Source organism: Flavobacterium quisquiliarum, from assembly GCF_019308285.1.
GTDB lineage: Bacteria > Bacteroidota > Bacteroidia > Flavobacteriales > Flavobacteriaceae > Flavobacterium > Flavobacterium quisquiliarum.
The window spans coordinates 34,067-51,658 of sequence record NZ_WWEM01000036.1 but is presented as its reverse complement, the minus strand read 5'-3'; the positions used below and the strand labels follow the sequence as shown (position 1 = coordinate 51,658).

General features: G+C 29.5%; 16 protein-coding genes. 3 read left to right on the top strand and 13 right to left on the bottom strand.

Going from position 1 to position 17,592, the window contains the following annotated elements:
- Position 1: 1 nt before the first annotated feature.
- The 13 genes from GSY47_RS18815 to GSY47_RS18755 all read right to left on the bottom strand — a co-directional run bounded on the left by GSY47_RS18815 (position 2) and on the right by GSY47_RS18755 (position 12,942).
- Complete coding sequence (locus tag GSY47_RS18815; protein WP_179000975.1) at positions 2-1,126, bottom strand: glycosyltransferase; 1,125 nt, start codon at positions 1,124-1,126, stop codon at positions 2-4.
- The gene (locus GSY47_RS18810) at positions 1,119-2,306 is read right to left on the bottom strand and encodes an O-antigen ligase family protein (RefSeq protein ID WP_179000977.1); all 1,188 of its coding nucleotides are present in this window, start codon (positions 2,304-2,306) and stop codon (positions 1,119-1,121) included. Before GSY47_RS18810 ends, GSY47_RS18815 begins: the two co-directional genes overlap by 8 nt.
- A complete protein-coding gene (locus tag GSY47_RS18805) occupies positions 2,303-3,094 on the bottom strand; it encodes a glycosyltransferase (RefSeq protein WP_179000979.1) in 792 nt (263 codons plus the stop codon). Before GSY47_RS18805 ends, GSY47_RS18810 begins: the two co-directional genes overlap by 4 nt.
- Positions 3,087-4,097, bottom strand: a complete 1,011-nt coding sequence (locus tag GSY47_RS18800) for an O-antigen ligase family protein (RefSeq protein WP_179000981.1) — start codon at positions 4,095-4,097, stop codon at positions 3,087-3,089. Before GSY47_RS18800 ends, GSY47_RS18805 begins: the two co-directional genes overlap by 8 nt.
- Before the next feature lie 377 nt (positions 4,098-4,474).
- Entirely contained in the window at positions 4,475-5,554 is a 1,080-nt protein-coding gene (locus tag GSY47_RS18795) for a glycosyltransferase (protein ID WP_179000983.1), read from the bottom strand.
- Positions 5,541-6,842, bottom strand: a complete 1,302-nt coding sequence (locus GSY47_RS18790; protein ID WP_179000985.1) for a flippase — start codon at positions 6,840-6,842, stop codon at positions 5,541-5,543. Before GSY47_RS18790 ends, GSY47_RS18795 begins: the two co-directional genes overlap by 14 nt.
- Positions 6,843-6,925: 83 nt before the next feature.
- The gene (locus GSY47_RS18785) at positions 6,926-7,462 is read right to left on the bottom strand and encodes a hypothetical protein (RefSeq protein ID WP_179000987.1); all 537 of its coding nucleotides are present in this window, start codon (positions 7,460-7,462) and stop codon (positions 6,926-6,928) included.
- Between the two features lie 103 nt (positions 7,463-7,565).
- On the bottom strand, positions 7,566-8,549 hold the full coding sequence (locus GSY47_RS18780) for a hypothetical protein (RefSeq protein ID WP_179000989.1): 984 nt from the start codon (positions 8,547-8,549) through the stop codon (positions 7,566-7,568).
- A gap of 9 nt (positions 8,550-8,558) precedes the next feature.
- Positions 8,559-10,238: a DUF6909 family protein gene (locus tag GSY47_RS18775; protein ID WP_179000991.1), complete on the bottom strand. Its 1,680-nt coding sequence runs from the start codon at positions 10,236-10,238 to the stop codon at positions 8,559-8,561.
- A gap of 62 nt (positions 10,239-10,300) precedes the next feature.
- The gene (locus GSY47_RS18770) at positions 10,301-10,597 is read right to left on the bottom strand and encodes a type II toxin-antitoxin system RelE/ParE family toxin (protein WP_179000993.1); all 297 of its coding nucleotides are present in this window, start codon (positions 10,595-10,597) and stop codon (positions 10,301-10,303) included.
- Positions 10,594-10,842, bottom strand: a complete 249-nt coding sequence (locus GSY47_RS18765; protein WP_109191214.1) for a type II toxin-antitoxin system ParD family antitoxin — start codon at positions 10,840-10,842, stop codon at positions 10,594-10,596. Before GSY47_RS18765 ends, GSY47_RS18770 begins: the two co-directional genes overlap by 4 nt.
- Before the next feature lie 100 nt (positions 10,843-10,942).
- Positions 10,943-12,427 (bottom strand): GH3 auxin-responsive promoter family protein, encoded by a 1,485-nt coding sequence (locus GSY47_RS18760; protein WP_179000994.1) that lies wholly within the window; start codon positions 12,425-12,427, stop codon positions 10,943-10,945.
- 11 nt (positions 12,428-12,438) lie between these two features.
- Positions 12,439-12,942: a peptidase gene (locus tag GSY47_RS18755; protein ID WP_179000997.1), complete on the bottom strand. Its 504-nt coding sequence runs from the start codon at positions 12,940-12,942 to the stop codon at positions 12,439-12,441.
- A 214-nt stretch (positions 12,943-13,156) separates the two neighbouring features.
- On the opposite strand from GSY47_RS18755, the gene GSY47_RS18750 reads away from it, so the two are divergent.
- From GSY47_RS18750 to GSY47_RS18740, 3 genes are all read left to right on the top strand, one after another.
- Positions 13,157-13,339, top strand: coding sequence for a Sec-independent protein translocase subunit TatA/TatB (locus GSY47_RS18750; protein ID WP_179000999.1), 183 nt, complete (start codon positions 13,157-13,159; stop codon positions 13,337-13,339).
- A gap of 101 nt (positions 13,340-13,440) precedes the next feature.
- Positions 13,441-14,838 carry a glycosyl hydrolase family 8 gene (locus tag GSY47_RS18745; protein WP_179001001.1) on the top strand — a complete coding sequence of 466 codons (1,398 nt, stop codon included), beginning with the start codon at positions 13,441-13,443 and terminating at the stop codon, positions 14,836-14,838.
- Positions 14,839-14,952: 114 nt separating this feature from the next.
- A complete protein-coding gene (locus tag GSY47_RS18740) occupies positions 14,953-17,502 on the top strand; it encodes a T9SS type A sorting domain-containing protein (RefSeq protein WP_219071506.1) in 2,550 nt (849 codons plus the stop codon).
- Positions 17,503-17,592: the final 90 nt, after the last annotated feature.

Sequence of the window (17,592 nt, the reverse complement as noted above, 5' to 3'; positions counted from 1 at the left end):
GTTATGTTAATTGCTCTCTATAAATAGATTCTAGATCCTTTATTTTTTTATAAATATTATGATTCTTTTCAAATGTTTCTTTTGCATTTTTCGAAAACTCATTGTATAGTTCTTTATCTTGAATCAAAACATTTATTTTTTTACTAAACTCTACAATATTGTTTTCTTTAATACAATAACCGTTATAATCATTTACAATCAAATCTCTATTTCCATCACAATCAGAAACTATGCTTGGAATTGATAATGCTAAACTTTCTATAACTGAATAAGGAAGCCCTTCGTATCTGGCTGTTGAAAGATATATTTTTGATTTACTTATAATATTTAAAACATCTTCTCTTGTTGTCCAATTTAATAATGTTACTTTATTTTTTAAATTGAGTTTTTCTATTAAATCTTCAACTTGCCTAATATGATCAGCATGATGTCCTAATCCTAAAATTACCAAATGTACATCAACAATTTTATTAAGTTCATATAAAACTTCTATTAATTCTTCAATGTTTTTTTGGTAACATGGTCTTCCTACCGTGCATAAATATTGATCGGGCCATGTTTTGGGTATAGATAAATCGTAAATCTTTTCTATTGGTTCTATGGCATTATTAAAAAGATCTGTTTTTGACTTTGGAAAACCAACCTCATTTACTGCCCTATTTAGTTCAGATTGAGAAGAAGCTAGTAACACTGTTTTTCCTTTAGAAAGTATTTTTTCAATTTTCAAGAAAAATGATCTTTTAGACTTACTTTCTGCGCTTAAAAAAGAAAATGCTTGGGGTGTATGCAAAACTTTTGTTCCTGTTAAAAAACCAACTACCCTTCCAATAACACCACCTTTTGTACTATGTGAATGGATTAAATCTGGTTTCTCTTTACGAATAATTTTCCACGCTTTTAAAATTGCTGCCAAATCATATCTAACAGATATTTCTCGATATATAGGAAGTCTATAATAACCTATTGGTTTAGCATCTTTATCTACAAATTCATTTTCAGTATCAGAATCTCCATGAATCACTATGTTCTCAAAATTCTTGGTGTCTAAATTATGAAGTATCTGTCTCAAAGAAACATCAACCCCTCCTACTGAATGTAGAATATGCACAACTTTAATTTTATTCATTTTCTTTTCTCTGGAGCAAAATTAATGTAAATATACCAAACAAGTAACAACCAAATTGTCTGTAAAATATGTTCTCTACAATAAAAAAAAGTAAAAAAGCAATCACTATTGCAATTTTAAAAAAATCTAATCTTAATTCTAAAAATAATGAAACAAAAAATGCTGAAAATAAAAGAAGAGCGATAATTCCTCCAACTAAATAAAAATCAATGAACTGATTATGGGTGTTAAACTTTTCTGATAAAAAATATTCTTTTTTTGATTGATTTTCGATACTTGATGCATAACAATCAAGTAAATTATTTTTTATTTTTTGATAACCATCAAAACCTGTCAATAAACTAAAATCATCCTTTTTTGTCATTGTATAAGCACAATTCCAAATTACAATTCTGGGTTCATAATCAGAGGCTTCTTGCAATGACTTTTCTAAATTACTTTTTATAAAAAACCTTTCTCCAATATTTTTGTTTGACATAACTACGCCCACAAACAATAATAACAATCCCAATGCATAAAGAATTTTTCTATACCATTTTGTTTTAAAATAAAATGCAAAATATACTCCTGCAATTGCAAAAACTGTGATAATTGAAATTCTTGCCGAAATCAATAAAATAAATGCCAGTAAAACAACTGAATTAAAAATATAAAGCTTATGCCATTTTGATTTAATTATTGCTTTTTCTAATGATAATAAAAATCCGAGAACAGCAATAAATCCAATATATGGACGCTCTAAAAGCAATAATTTGTTCACCTCAGCAGTATTAGAAAAAGGTAAAATTCCTGTTTGAAAATAAAATACTGATATAAGAAATAAAGAAATTAAAATACAGGTATCAACACCTATTAAAACCATTAATTTTAATGTTTTTATATCTTTTATTTTATACAACAAAATCGAAATCCAAAATGCCAGCAATAAACCTTTATATACCCTAAAATCGAACGACAAATTACCATACAAAGCTGATTTTATTACCAGATAAAATAATAAAATCAATAAAATATGTTTTGAGTATGAATTAGTTTTAAACGCATCAATTTCAAAATTTATTAAAAATAAAACTGTAAGTATAATTAATCCCACATTAGGCAATGCTTTTGAAAAGAAAAGCACTAAAATCATAAAGTAAGTCACATAATTATATAAATTCTTCAGTACTAAACTTTTCATTTTTTAATCTTTTTTAAAAATAAAATAAAACGATAAGGAAGAATCAATAAGATATAATTTCTAATCAGTCCATAAATCGGATAAAAACCAAAATAAAAATTCTCTTTTATAATTTTAATTCTACATGCTACTTGCTGCTTTCTTTTTTGCAATGAAATACCATTTTCATTGATTTCTATTTGAGTGAGATATTCACTGATATTTGCCATTTTGTATGACTTTGAAATAGCAAAGAAAAAAGCGTAATCTTCAGCTGATTTATAATTTAAAGAATACAATCCGACAGTTTTTAAAATCTCTGTTGAAAACATGATAGCAGGATGAATCAGCATCGAATTAAAATACATTTTATTTTTTATATCTCTATCGTTCAATGGTAAATCGATCGAATACAAAAACTTATCATTATTGTCGACTGCCAAAACATTGGAACCTAGTATTTTAATTTCTGGATTATCTTCCAAAAATCTTTTCTGAATAGCAAATCTTTTCCCAAGACAAATATCTCCACAATCTAATCTTGCAATATATTTATATCCTTTTTCAATACTAATTTTTAAGCCTGTATTTAATGCAGTTTCAATTCCTTTATTCTCATGTAAATATTCAAAAAAGATTTTTCCTTTTGCTTTAAAATTTTGTGTCGCTATATTCTCTTCAAATTTATTTATACTTCCATCATCAACAATTAAAATATCCAATTCTTCATCTTGATCAATTGACTGCAACGATTTCATTAATCCCTTAGAATTATTATAATATGGTATTAAAAGAATGATGTTATTCATTTTTTAAAATTAAATTTTTATTATATCGTATTCTGATTAAAATCGCCAAACAAAGCCAAATTCCGTAAATTCTAAAAGTGTCTATTTGAAACCAATTTATATACAATCCTAAAAGCGAAATTGAAACAATCATTAAAATTGTCTTTTCTTCTTCTTTTGCTTTTTTCATTAAGAGCCTTATTTCATTTAAAGAAAAATAAAGAAGCATTAAAAACAACGTAATTCCAATTAAACCTGTTTCTGCAAGGAGTCTTGTGTAAAGATTATATCCCGGCGGAAATGCTTTTTCCTTTTTATTCTTATAATACAATTCGAACTCATAATTATTTCTTGTTGCCCAAGAAGGATAATGAGTTCTATTATGGTAAGCCTGCTGTCCAAACCCAACTCCTGTAATTGGATTTTCTGAAAAAACCTGTAATGCAGCATACTGCATTCCGAATCTGGACTGATTGGATACGTTTTTGGTTAAATTTTTTTGAAAATTTAATGAATTCATTTTCTCAGTGACCGAATGAATTACTTTTTCCCCTTTAAAAACAAGCAAAACTGAAAAAACAACTAAAGCTCCTGCTAAAAAATTGATAACATATTTCTTAAATCGCAAGTCTTTATATAAGAAAATTAAAAAAACAAATCCTTGAAAAAATATCACGATTAATCCTGTGCGTGATCCTGAAAAATAAGTCAGAACAAAAATAGCAAACGTTGGCAAAAACCTCGTTAGCCTTTTGCTTGTGAGAATATAACTAAACATCCAGCCAGAAATCGTAATAAGATAAATAGCTAAAAAAGGCGGTTCATAACTTATTGTCGAAATTCTACCTTCTGGATGAAGATTAACCTCTAAGAAAGGGAAATAATTAAATCCTTTTAAAATTGGATATAAAAACACATAGCCAAAAACGGAGATTAAAATTTCAAAAAAACCATATATAGAAGCTACAATTAAAGAATAAAGAAACACTTTTCGTATTTTAACAAGTGCTTCCTTTAGTTCCATTTTAGCTAAAACGTTGATGTAGAAAATAAAAAATACAAAAGCAGAAATAAGCAAAGCAAAATATTGTCGTATAAACCTATTTATACCACTTGTACTCTTAAAATAATTGGAACCAACCGAAAATGCATTTAATATTGTTGCAATTAAACACCAAATTATAAATAACATTACAAGCTGAAAAAGAAAATTCTTGTAAGGAAAAATGATTCTTTTTGTGAAAGAAGTATTTATCAGTAAAAATAAAAAACCAGCAAATAAAAATAGTGCTCCAGATTCGGTTTTAAATTCTCCCAAAAATGATATGCCTTCATAGCTATTAAATGGAAAAAAGAAAAGACCTAAGAAAAATAATGTGTTATATATTTTTGCAAGCACTATCAGCGTTTTTTTGTCAATTTATTTACCTTTCTTATTGTTTCCGAAATACTTGGATGATATCCAATTTGAATGCTTAAAATTAATAAAATCAATAAAAAAGATGTTTTTTTATTGATAATTTTTAAGACGATTCTTTCATATAATCCTTTTCCTTGGAGAATTTCTTCATCATATTTTTTTGATAATTCATATACTTTTTCATGAAAAACCATATTTTTGATGTAGTTCCATTTTATCTTAAACGGAATTTTTAATACTGAACATTTATATACTAAGTAAAAGACTCTCTGAACAAATCTAATCGCTTTTAATTTCTCCAATTCTTCGTATGAGATGTTGAGACTATATTCTTTTTTATAATCCAAATAATATTTTTCAAGAGCTTTTGAAAAATAATCATTTTCAATAGTTTTTCTTGATTTACTATCGGCTACATCTCTATAATAGTAACCAGCATAATCAATAAACCTAACTTTTTCTGCGTTATTAAAAGCCTGAATGTTAAATATATTATCTTCCTCAATTACTCTGTTACCTGGAAAGCGAATATCATTTTCGAAAATAAAAGTTCTTTTGTAAATTTTATTCCAAACAGCAAATAAATCCTCTACTTTTAAGAGATTTGAAATGATTTGTTCTTGTATAACATCTTTAGTAAATATCAAATTGGTATTAAAACCATGATCTTTAATTATATACTTACCATCTCTTCCTAATATTGTTTTTGAAACTAAAATGTCCAGATTGTTTTCAATAGCATTTTTATATAGATTCTCAAAAAAATCTATTTTAACAAAATCATCGTTATCCAAAAATCCAATATATTCTCCTGAAGCGATTTCTATTCCAGCATTTCTAGCTTCAGCAATTCCTTTATTTTCTTGACTAATCAGTTTAATTCGATTATCCTCTTCTTGATATTTTTGAATTATTTCTAAACTGTTATCCGTAGATCCATCATTTACAAAAATAAATTCACAGTCTACAAGCGTCTGACTTAAAAGTGATTTTATACAATCCTGTAAGTAATCTTTTGCATTGTAAACCGGAATAACAACACTAACTTTAATTACTTTCATAACTCTTGTTTTGTTTCAAAATCAAACTTGTTTCTTTATGTGCAAAATACCACATACCTAAAACAATAAATATCTGAGTGATTATTAAAGTTATTGCGGTTCCCTTTTCCTGATATAAATAGGTTAGTATAAAATTAATAGTAAAATTTAAAATTGTAGCCAAAACAATTACTCTAAAATAAAATATGTCTTTACCTAAATTTAAAAGAATCTGTTTACCAAACATGGTGTCTAAAAACGATAATAGTGGTATCAGGATTATTATTCTAAATAACAGCACAGACGCAAGCATTTCTTTACCATAAATAATAGAAATTATTTGCTCTGCAAAGCAAAAACAAACGATAACAATCAAAGAAAATATAATGGATCCAACTATCGTTATTTTCCTTATTTTTAGAATTGCTTTTAGCTTGTCTAAAGCCATTTCGGTAGAGAGATATGGAAAAATAGTATTTGAGACTGGTGTTTGAAGATTACCTATTGCACGGGCTAGTTTCTCTGCTGCAGAAAAGTAACCTACAGCTTGATTTCCTGCAAAAATTCCTAAAATTAATGTGTTGGTATTGGTAAAAAGCGAAATTTTAAGCTCTGACAAAAACATAAATTTTGCTCTATTGAGCTGTTCTTTTATTCCTTTAACAGACTGTAATTTAAAGCTAATTTTAAAATCTTTCCAAATATAAAACAATGACAAAATACCTGCAGTTAGAAACCCTAAAGCATTAAAAACAGGAACTAAATAATAATCAGATTTTTGAGTTACAAAAACAAAAAGTGCGAGAGCAAATATTGTTTTTGTAACTAGATTTAGATATGTTACGTACTTCATTTTCTGTATTCCATGAAAAAACCAAACTGGAAAAATAGCTTGTCCTAAAATAGATCCAAATGAAAATAAATATATAAACCAGTATGCTCTAAAAATATCAAATAAGAAAACAATTCCCATCATTATAATAAAACTTACACTTATCAATACAAGTTTGGCAGACATAATTTGATTAAAAATCAAGATTTGCTTTTCGCGATTATCTATTGCTAATGAAATATCACGTGTTCCGGTAGAATTAAACCCATAATCTGTTACAATCTGAAAATAGGCAACAAAAGCTAAAGAAAAAGACAAGAGTCCAAAATACTCAACCCCCAAAACTCGTATTAAATAGGGAAAAGTAATTAAAGGTAAAATAACATTTAAAGCTTGAAGTACAGAAAGATATACAAAATTTGAAGCTAAAATTTTGTGCTTTTTGTATTGTTGGAATATATCAAAATTCAGCTTCAATATCTTTTGGTTTTAGAGTAAAAAGAAGGCTATACCTTTTTTGAAGGAACAGCCTTAAATATTAATAATATAATTAACAAAAATTACATTTTAGCTCCTCTAACCATTTCAATTTGAGGGTAAATAATTTCTTTTGTTAAAAAATATGGGTCATAATCTTCGCCTTTTTTAAGGAATCTTGACGTACCAGTTGCTTCATCAAATTTTATAAAATCGTTAGGTGTAAAATACTTCAAAATATCTTTTTGTTCAATTTTAAATACTCTTCCTTCAAAACTTAATGTAATTGAATTTATCGTTATAGGATTTTGTTCTTTATTTGAGCTTATATCAAAACGAATATCATTTGGCAAAATTCCTTCAGGAACACTAAATGTTACTTGTTGAGATTCTGTTTTTCCTTTTACACCATTATAAACAGTATTTTTTGCATCAAAATAAGCAATTGAAGGATCTTTGTAAAAAAGAATAATTTCGTCGTCTTTTTCAATTTTCAAATCGACAATCACATCAAAAGTATTCGCTTTTACTTCTTCAACAGGTTTTGCTTCTTCTTTGTTTTTACAAGAAATAAATAATGTTATTAAAACTAAATTTAAAAAAATGAATTGTTTTTTCATCTGCTGTTTTTTTTTGCAAAAGTATATATTTACTATTTATATGAAATCTTTTGTTTTGGATCAATTTAGACTTAATTCAAAAATAATTGTATCCTTTTTAATCTTACAATCCAGCTAAATGCTTTTGTTTTTTGTAAAATGATTTAAAGAATCTTAAAAAGATAAATCCTAAAATGAAAATAAGAGGCAGTAAAAATTTTAGATTTCCACTGACAAATTTAACTAACTGTAAATTTAAAATGACATTATTTTCTTTTATAATCTTATCAAAACCAATCAACTCTACTTTATGTGCCGCTTGCTCATTTAATAAAGCATTTTTACTTTTAATAATATCATTCAATTGTGTGTTTTCGTTGTAATAAATAAGTTTATCATTTTTTAAACTTCCTTTAGAAGAATTTGATAAATTATTTAATATGCCATCAATTTGTTTAATAATTGAGTCTGTTTGCTGAATTTTCAATTCTACATTATGATAAACTACTTTCTGAATTTTTGAATAATAATCTGAAGTGTTTAAGTATTTTAAAAGAGGTATAATCAATTTTTCCTCTGTAACTTTATTATTAGTAAATAAAAGTAGTGTTTGGTAGTTATAATTTTTACTTGTAACATTTTCTTCCAGTACTTTTTTTATGTCACCATCTTCAGCCATCAACTTTATTAGCTCAAAGTTTTCAGGTTTGTTCTGAATGAAATTGTAAACGTCCGCAATCGGTTTTAATTCTATAATTTTTAGATTTTTAGGATTCGGAATCCCGACAACTTCTTTTAAGAAAAGAGTATCATTCTCTTTTATTTTTGAGTTGATTAAATCTACTTTAGCATACAAATAATCTGTACTCCCAAAATTTGGTGCAACTATAATTTCGTGTCTGTAACTCTTTTGAATTTTATCCAAAAACATGCCCAGTCCAAAACCAGTCACGATTAATATTAAAACAATAATCCAGTTTCTAACAAAAAATTGAATGCTATTAAAAATAGCAGAATTAATTCTTCCAAAAAAGTCGCTTATATTTTTTGAAATCACACCCAAATCAACTTCCTGATCCTCTATATTTTGCGGTACTTTTGTACTCATTTATGATTTTTATTTGATGTTGAAAATCTGTTCTAAAATCTTAATGGTAATCAAATAAGTTGGTTTTACACCAGTTGTTCCTAATCCGCCTGAAGCCAGTGTACTTCCTGTTTCCAATGGATTATCCGAAGCATAATAAGCATAACGAACTTTAATATCCTGAGGCACACTTTTTCTAATTTTAGATGCTGATTGAATGGCTTTCTGGTAATAAGACCCTTCCATTTCCAAACCAATTACACCCCAGGTAGATTCATGGAAGAATTTCAATAAATCTCTGTTTTGTAATGAAGTTCCTAAAACGGTAACCATTGCTCCTTCGTAAATATCAATATCATTTCCTTCGAACATGGCGCCTGTCAATTCATTTTCGAAGAAATAATTATCAGCCGTTCCTTCGTTAATATGAGCCGTCGGAATCATGATATCACCTTTTCCACCTTCTAGAATTCCGGCTTTACCCATAATCGAAACTGATTTTACATTTAGTAAAGTTTCTTTCTTAAATGGTTTTAAAAGCTCATCGATAGTTTCATAAGCCTGCTCTCCAAAAGCATAATCCATTACGATTATAACCGGTTTATCTTCACCTACATTCGCATGTGAAAAAGCTGTTTTTGACCAATCAATTTTAGCTGTATCAAATATCTGAACGTCAATATTGGTTCCTGAACAATCCGGTAATGAAATCATTCCGTTTTTCAGTGCCAGTTCTTCTACCTGACCTCTTATTTCTTTTGAACCCGAACCGCTCAGTTCTTCATAAATAAAGAAATCGGTTTTGCCTTTGTACTTAGTTTTCAACAACGGCGTTGCAAAAATAGAGTTCATCACACTGTGCATATTCGCACTTATAACGTGAATTGGACGTTTTAAAAGATCATTGGCTTTTAAAACTTCTTTGATATTTGTAGCCCAGATTTCTCCATGAATATGATGTCCCAAACGCTCACGTAAAACAGGACTGAATGTTATGGTTCGTTTATTGTTTTCTACAATTTCTTCAATTGCCAATTTTCCTAACCAATAAATTACATGCAGAAAACGATCCGGAGCATTTTCAGATCCAAAAGCATCGTAAATATCCAAAACTTCCTCAAAAGTTCTCGCTAAAATATTAGCCACATGCGAAATCGCTTTTTCTTTTTCTACCAAAGAAAGCTTTTTGGTCTGCATAACGGCTTGTTCTAATTTCTGCCAGTCGCGAGAAACTTCTCCGCCGTCATCTATTAGAACTCTATTTTTAATTTTATGAGATTCAATGAAAATGAAAGTCAAATGTGTTAGAATATCATAAATGTCAGAACGTCCACGAGTGATTTCGACATTCATTTGTTCTTCGTCAATTCTATAGCAGTTTCTTCTTCTTTTAGGAGGAACAATTGCCTGAAAATGTGATTTAGAATACCCTTCATCTGAAGTCAAATTGATAAAACGGCATTGCTCAATTCCGATTGGAAGACGTTCTATAACGTATAAAAGTCCGTTTAGTTCTACTTTTTCCTCAGCAATATTTCCGTAGATTTCAGGTCTTAATGCCAATAATGATTCGCGTAAGCTATCGCCAGAAACTCCCATTGGTTTGTAAAAACCACGGTTGAATAAATGGCGCATTGTAATGTACATTTTTTCTATCGCTGCAGATGATTCCTGAGCTCTTGATCTTGATATATGTTTGGTTTCTTTCATGCTTTTTTATTTTAAAATTTTCTTAAAAGAAGATTTATCAAAAGATAACTTTTTCAAATCCTTTATTTAAGATGATTTTCAATGTCCATCATTTGATGCAAAACTCTAATAATTTCTATTTCGTTTTGTTTCACGTTTATTTTATAAAATATTAAATGTGATTTTACTTTGGTTCTAAAACAACCTTTTCTGATATGACTAAAATCTTTTCCTGAATTAGGTTTTGAACACAGGTATTCGATTTCATCCAATATCAACTTTAAGTATCTATCTGCTTGTTCAGCAGACAAAGTATCAAAAGTATAAAGCCAAATTTTTTCTAAATCATAAGATGCTTCTATACTTATCTTATAATTCATTTTTTAAGATGTTTTTCGTGAAGATTTGTTAGAAAAGATTCGCGATCAAAATCCTTTACAAATCCCGATTTTTCTCCTTTTTTTAATTCCTTTATTAGTTCTTCACTTTTAGTTTGTTCTTGTTCAAACATTCGTAATGCGGCTCGAATTACTTCACTTGCAGATGTGAATCGGCCAGTTTTAACTTGTGAATTAATAAAATTATCAAAATAGTCTCCTAATAATATTGACGTATTCTTTGCCATAACCTTTTATATTTTATCAAATATACCAATAATTGGTATGCTTTCAAAATTGCTTTTTCAAATTTAAAGTTTATTTAATATCAAGCTTTTAGTTATCGTTCTACTTCAAATTATCCGCAATATCTCTATTATTTGATAGTCTCGGAATCTTGTTCTGCCCTCCTAGTTTTCCTTGTGATTTCATATAATCCTGAAATCCATTTTTAGAAACTTTGGTTACAACCACTTTTCTTAAAACATTTCCTGTTATCAAATCATCATAATAAATGTTTTGCTTACGCATCGAATTGTCGATTGTTTCAGCAAAAACTTCCATGCTTTCAGGTTCATTTTCAAATTCAACCAGCCATTCGTGATATGGCAGTCCGTTTGATGGATTGATCTGAGGTGCAACTGTAAATTCATTGATTACAATATTAGTAGATGCTACGGCTTCTTTCATTGCATTTTCAACTTCATTAGCAATAACATGTTCTCCAAAAGCTGAAATATAATGTTTGATACGTCCAGAGACTATAACACGATATGGAGCCAAAGAAGTAAACTGAACAGTGTCGCCAATATTATAACGCCAAAGTCCTGCATTTGTAGAAATAATTAAAACGTAGTTTACGCCTATTTCGACTTCGCCTATTGTAAGCGCTTTTGGATTTTCGTTAAAGAATTCATCTGCTTTAATAAACTCGTAGAAAATACCCGAATTCAACAACAATAGCATTCCCTTTTCTTTCTGTGAATCCTGATAAGCAAAAAAACCTTCAGAAGCTGGAAACAATTCAATGCTGTCCACTTTTCTGCCAATCATGTTTTCGAATTTGGCTCGATAAGGCTCATAATTCACACCTCCATAAATAAAGAGATTAAAATTCCTGAATATTTCGCCTATTTTCTTCCCTCCACTTTTTTGCTGTAAACGTTCAAAATACATCTGAACCCAAGACGGAATTCCGGAAATAACCGACATATCTTCTTTAATCGTTTCGTCTACAATGGCATCAACTTTAGTTTCCCAGTCTTCAATACAGTTGGTTTCCCACGAAGGCATTCTGTTTTTCTGAAGATATTTTGGTACAAAATGCGCCACAATTCCAGAAAGTCTTCCAAATTTAATTCCGTACTTTTCAGTCAAGATTGGACTTCCTTGCAGAAAAATCATTTTTCCATCTACAAAATCTGCATTTCCAGTTTCATGAACATAATGTAATATCGCATTTCGAGCTGCGCTGATGTGAAACGGCATTGATTCTTTGGTCAACGGAATAAATTTTGCGCCTGAAGTTGTGCCTGAAGTTTTAGCAAAATATAATGGTTTTCCTTTCCAAAGAATATTTTCTTCACCTTTAACTACCTTTTCTATATAAGGTTTCAAATCTTCGTAATCTCGCACGGGAACGTTTTTTTGAAAATCTTCAACCGTTTGTATTTGATTAAAATGATGGTCTTTGCCAAAATGGGTTTCTTTGGCATTTTTTATGAGTTTATTAAAGACTTTCTGTTGCGTTTCTACTGGTTTTTTGGCCCAATTTTGAGTTTCTGAATATATCTTACTAGCAAATAATTTTGCTGCTACAGCTTTAATTGACATTTTTTATGGTATTATTTTTTGTCACTTTTCTTTTTCTCCTGAGATTTTGTTGGCTGTTCCTTTTCAGTCTTTGCAACCTCATCTCTTAATTTTATTTCAGCATCAGAAGCTTTCATATTTAAGTCTGAGGGGTTTTCGACTGTTTCAGCTAAAATAGAATCTTTATTGAATTTTGAATATTCTAATTCTCCTTTTAAGACTTTCTGAACACCTTTAATATAAGCTTCATTCTGTCGTAATGCTGTTTCAAGTGAATCAGATTTTATGGCCAGTTTGGTTGCGTTTCTTTTTAATTCTGTGGATGAATATCCTGGAATAAACTCACGAAGTGGCGTAAAGGCAATTATAAAAGTTGTAATTAAAATTAAAAAAATGCCTCCTAAAGTAAACGTTACAAAGACATTCATTAAATTGAGTTTGAAAGAAAACAGCTCTTCAAAAGTATCTTCATTCAAAATTACTAATCTGTTTTTGTTGAATAATTTTCTTCTAAAACTCTTTTTTTTCTTTGACATAAACTCTTTTAATTAGAGCAAATATAGCAATTTATCGTATTGCTAAAGCTTGGGATTATTTTATGAATGGGCCAAATTCAAGATTTTATAAAATATTTAACGTGGTCTGGCACAAATATTTTAAACTAAAAATACTTTTATTTCGTATATTTCTATATACCTTTGCGGTATAATTTAAGAAAAACAATTTGCTTCGGCATTAAATATAATAGTCATGGGAAGATTAGGTCTTACAGAAATCCTTGTTATCGTAGGTATTGTGATATTACTTTTTGGAGGTAAAAAAATTCCAGAATTAATGAAAGGTTTAGGAAGTGGAATTAAGGAATTTAAAAACGCTGCTAAAGACGATCAACCTGCTACTTCTAAAAAACAAGAGGAAGAAGAAATTAAATAAGAAATTCAAACTTATTAATATCCCAAATTACAATTTGTAGTTTGGGATTTTTTTTATATCTAAAAAATCTTACTTTTAGGCACCCTAAATTTTTTTAAGATATGAAAAACCTATTTTTCGTGATCGCCTTTCTGTTAGCTATAGAAGGTAACTCACAAACACAGCCTTTTCCCGCCAATAAGACCTACGGAAATGGGCTCATGGCTACCAACAAAAGTAGTCAGGATGCCCAAGCCAATTATGACACTTGGAAAAGCAATTTTGTTGAATCATGCTCTAACGGAAGATTTCGTGTAAAATTCGACAATTCATCCGAAACCGTTTCCGAAGGAATTGCATACGGTATGCTGCTATCTGTTTATAAAGCGGATAAAACTCTTTTTGATGGACTTTGGCTGTATTATAAAGACAATGTTAACGGCAATAAAGTAATGAACTGGAAAATCAGCGGATGTTCTGCAACCATTGGTTATAACGGAGCAACGGATGCCGAACTAGATGCAGCTTTCGCTCTTATTGTTGCCGACTATCAATGGGGAAGTACAGGAACCATCAACTATAAAAGTGATGCAACTGCTTTAATTTCTGCTATTAAAAATTATGAAGTTGAAGCCAATACTTATGTTTTAAAACCTGGCGATCAATTTGGTGGAAGTTCCATCACAAATCCTTCTTACTACTCCCCTGCTTATTACCGTGCTTTTGGCGCTTTTACAAATGATGCTGCTTTTTGGAATCAAGTTGCGGCAAAAGCCTATACAGTTATCAACAACAATTTGACACAAAACAATGCTGTTGGCGGACTAGTATCGGATTGGTGTGAAGCTTCTGGAGCGTATTCTTCTCAAGCTGGAGGTTATGCCAATGCAGGAAAATTGTACACTTACGACGCAGCCAGAACACCTTGGCGAATTGCTGTAGATTATATTTGGTACGGAACTGCCGAAGCCAAAACGTATGCTAAAAAATCATCCGATTTTGTTCGTGTTAATCTTGGTGGAACTGCGAATATTAAAGACGGTTACAACCAAAATGGAACTGTAAGCGGACAATGGCACAACGCTACGTTTGTTGGTGCATTTGCATGCGCTGCTATGGCTGGTGAAAATCAAGCGCATTTAGATGCTTCTTACACCGATTTAAAAAACCTCAACGAGCCGAACAGCTATTTTAATCATACCCTAAAAACATTATACTCATTTTTATTAACTGGTAATTTTTATCTGCCTCCAACTGCTAATTTGTCCAATGAAAATTTTGATATTGAAAAATCTACTGTTACGCTTTTCCCAAATCCGAGCGCTGATCGAATCACAATTAGTGCGCCTCAGCAATCGACTATTTCAGTAATTTCTCCTTCCGGAAGTGTTATTCATCAACAAAAAACAATTTCAGAAAACACCGAAATCAATCTTACCAATCAAGCCTCTGGCGTTTACTTCGTAAAAATTTCCAATGATGATTTTAAAAGTGTCACTAAAAAAGTGATTTTGAAATAATCTTAAACATAGAAACTCCCAAATTAAAATATATAATTTGGGAGTTTTTTTATACTGTTTTCTTAAAAAACATCTTGGAAGAAAATTATTATATATTTGATTAAAAATTATTCTATGAAAAAAACTTTACTCTTTTTTATTCTTTTTTTACAATTATTTACAGCACATTCCCAAAACACAACAGAAATAACACATAGTTTTGGATCTTTTCCTGGTTTTAATGAAGACATTATTTGCATAAAAGAACAGCCTAATGGAAAAATATTAGTGGGAGGTCGTTTTACTAGCTATCAAGGCGCTATTCAAAACAGATTGATTCGTTTAAATGCCGATGGAAGCAAAGACACTTCATTTGACATCGGAACTGGTTTTAATTTTGATGTAGAAGCAATCGTATTACAACCCGATGGGAAAATAGTAGTAGGTGGCTCTTTTGATAAATTTCAAGATACTACCGAAAAATCTGTAATTCGTTTAAATCCTGATGGAAGCAAAGATCAATCATTTGTAATTGGTTATGGAGGTAATACAGTATATGCTTTGGCATTGCAATCTGATGGTAAAATCCTAGTAGGAGGTGGATTTCAAAGCTTTGGTGGTATGAGCTCAAAAAGTTTGGTTCGATTAAATTCAAATGGAAGTACAGATCCTAACTTTAAACCAAAAATTAGTGATTACAGATATGTAAAATCTTTAATCGTACAACCTGATGGTAAAATACTCGTAGAAGGAAATTTTAGCATTCCTCAAAATGAAATAGTTCGTTTAAATACTGATGGAAGCCACGATACTTCATTTGACATAGGAACAGATGGTTTTAAAGATAATAATGTTCAATCAATGGCGCTACAATCTGATGGTAAGATAATAGTAGCTGGAACATTTAGCAGTTACAAAGGAATCACTGAAAATGGTTTAATCCGTTTAAATAGTGATGGAAGTAAGGATATTTCTTTTGAAGTAAAAAGTGGTTTTAATAAAATATCACTTAATAATCCAAATCACATTCATTATGGGATTAGAAATGTAGTAATACAACCTGACGAAAAAATATTAGTCATGGGTAATTTTATAAGTTATCAAGGAATTAATTCAAATGGTTTAGTTCGTATTAATAAAGATGGGTCTAGGGATAATTCTTTTAACATTGATACTCAATTTATTAATGACCCAACTAAATCTAAAACTATAACGTTGCAATCTGACGGAAAATTATTAGTAGGATGGGATATTACAAATAATCAAAATAGTACTCAAAAACATTTAACACGTTTAAATACAGATGGTACTAAAGATTCTTCTTTAAGCATTGGTACTGGATTCAATTTTCCTGTTACTTCAATAGTGAAGCAAAACGATGGTAAAATAATTGTAGCTGGTGATTTTACTAACTATAAAGAAGTTTCTCAAAATAATCTGATTCGTTTAAATTCTGATAAAAGTATAGATTATTCCTTTTCAATTGGATCTGGATTCAATGGTTCTGTAAATTCTATAGCAATACAAAACGATGGTAAAATAATAGTTGCTGGTAAGTTTACTAAATATCAAGAATCTAATCAAAACTACTTAATTCGTTTAAATTCTGATGGAACTAAAGATTCTTCTTTTAACATAGGTACAGGATTCGACAAAGCAGTTAATTTCGTAACTCTACAAACAGATGGTAAAATATTAGTAGGAGGAAATTTTGGAAAATATCAAAATATTTCTCAGAATCATTTGATACGATTAAACACAGATGGAACTAAAGATACATCTTTTAATATAGGAAGTGGGTTTTACAATCCTATGGCCGATGCTGTAAATGTTATCAAAACAATAGTAATACAATCTGATGGTAAAATACTAGTAGGAGGAAATTTTGACATGTTCAAAGGTTCATATCAAGATAATTTAATCCGACTAAATGCAGATGGAACTAAAGATACTGGATTTAATATAGGGACAGGATTTAGCAGTTCTATTTATTCTTTAACTTTACAACCTGATCAAAAAATCCTTGTTGGAGGTGCCTTTGAAGTTTATCAAGGAAGTAATGCAAATCACTTCATTCGATTAAACACAGATGGAAACAAGGATAATTCTTTTGATTCTGGTATTACATTTCAAGATTGTATAGTGTATTCAACAGTATTGCAAAATGATGGTAAAATAATTGTTGGCAGTTACGCTAGTAACCAACAAAAATATATTGAAAATAATCTAGTTCGATTAAACACAGATGGAAGCAGAGATACTAGTTTTGGCAATGGAATAACATTTTTTAATAATAATAAAACCAATGCAACTGTCTATTCCATATTGTTACAACAAAACAATCAATTACTTATTGGAGGAGACTTTACAGCATATCAAGGAAATAATTTATCTGCTTTTTTAATTGGCATACCAGAAAATGCTCCTAATTTATCAAATGAAGATTTCATCAAAGAAAACAAATCATTTTCTGTATGGCCAAATCCTGTAAAAAATACATTAAACATCAACTCATTACAAGATTCTAATTATTCCATAAAAATTTATGACTTGTTGGGAAGATTGATTTACACTAAGGAAAATGTAAATACTTCCATAGACGTAAGCTCTTTTACATCAGGTTTATATTTAATTAAAATAAAAGCCGGAAGCGGAGAAACCTCTCAAAAATTTATAAAAATTTAATTCTCCAAATTCATAAAATAGAAACTCCCAAATTACAAATTGTAATTTGGGAGTTTTTTTATAATTCCAGTTTTGGAATTTGGATTTTTT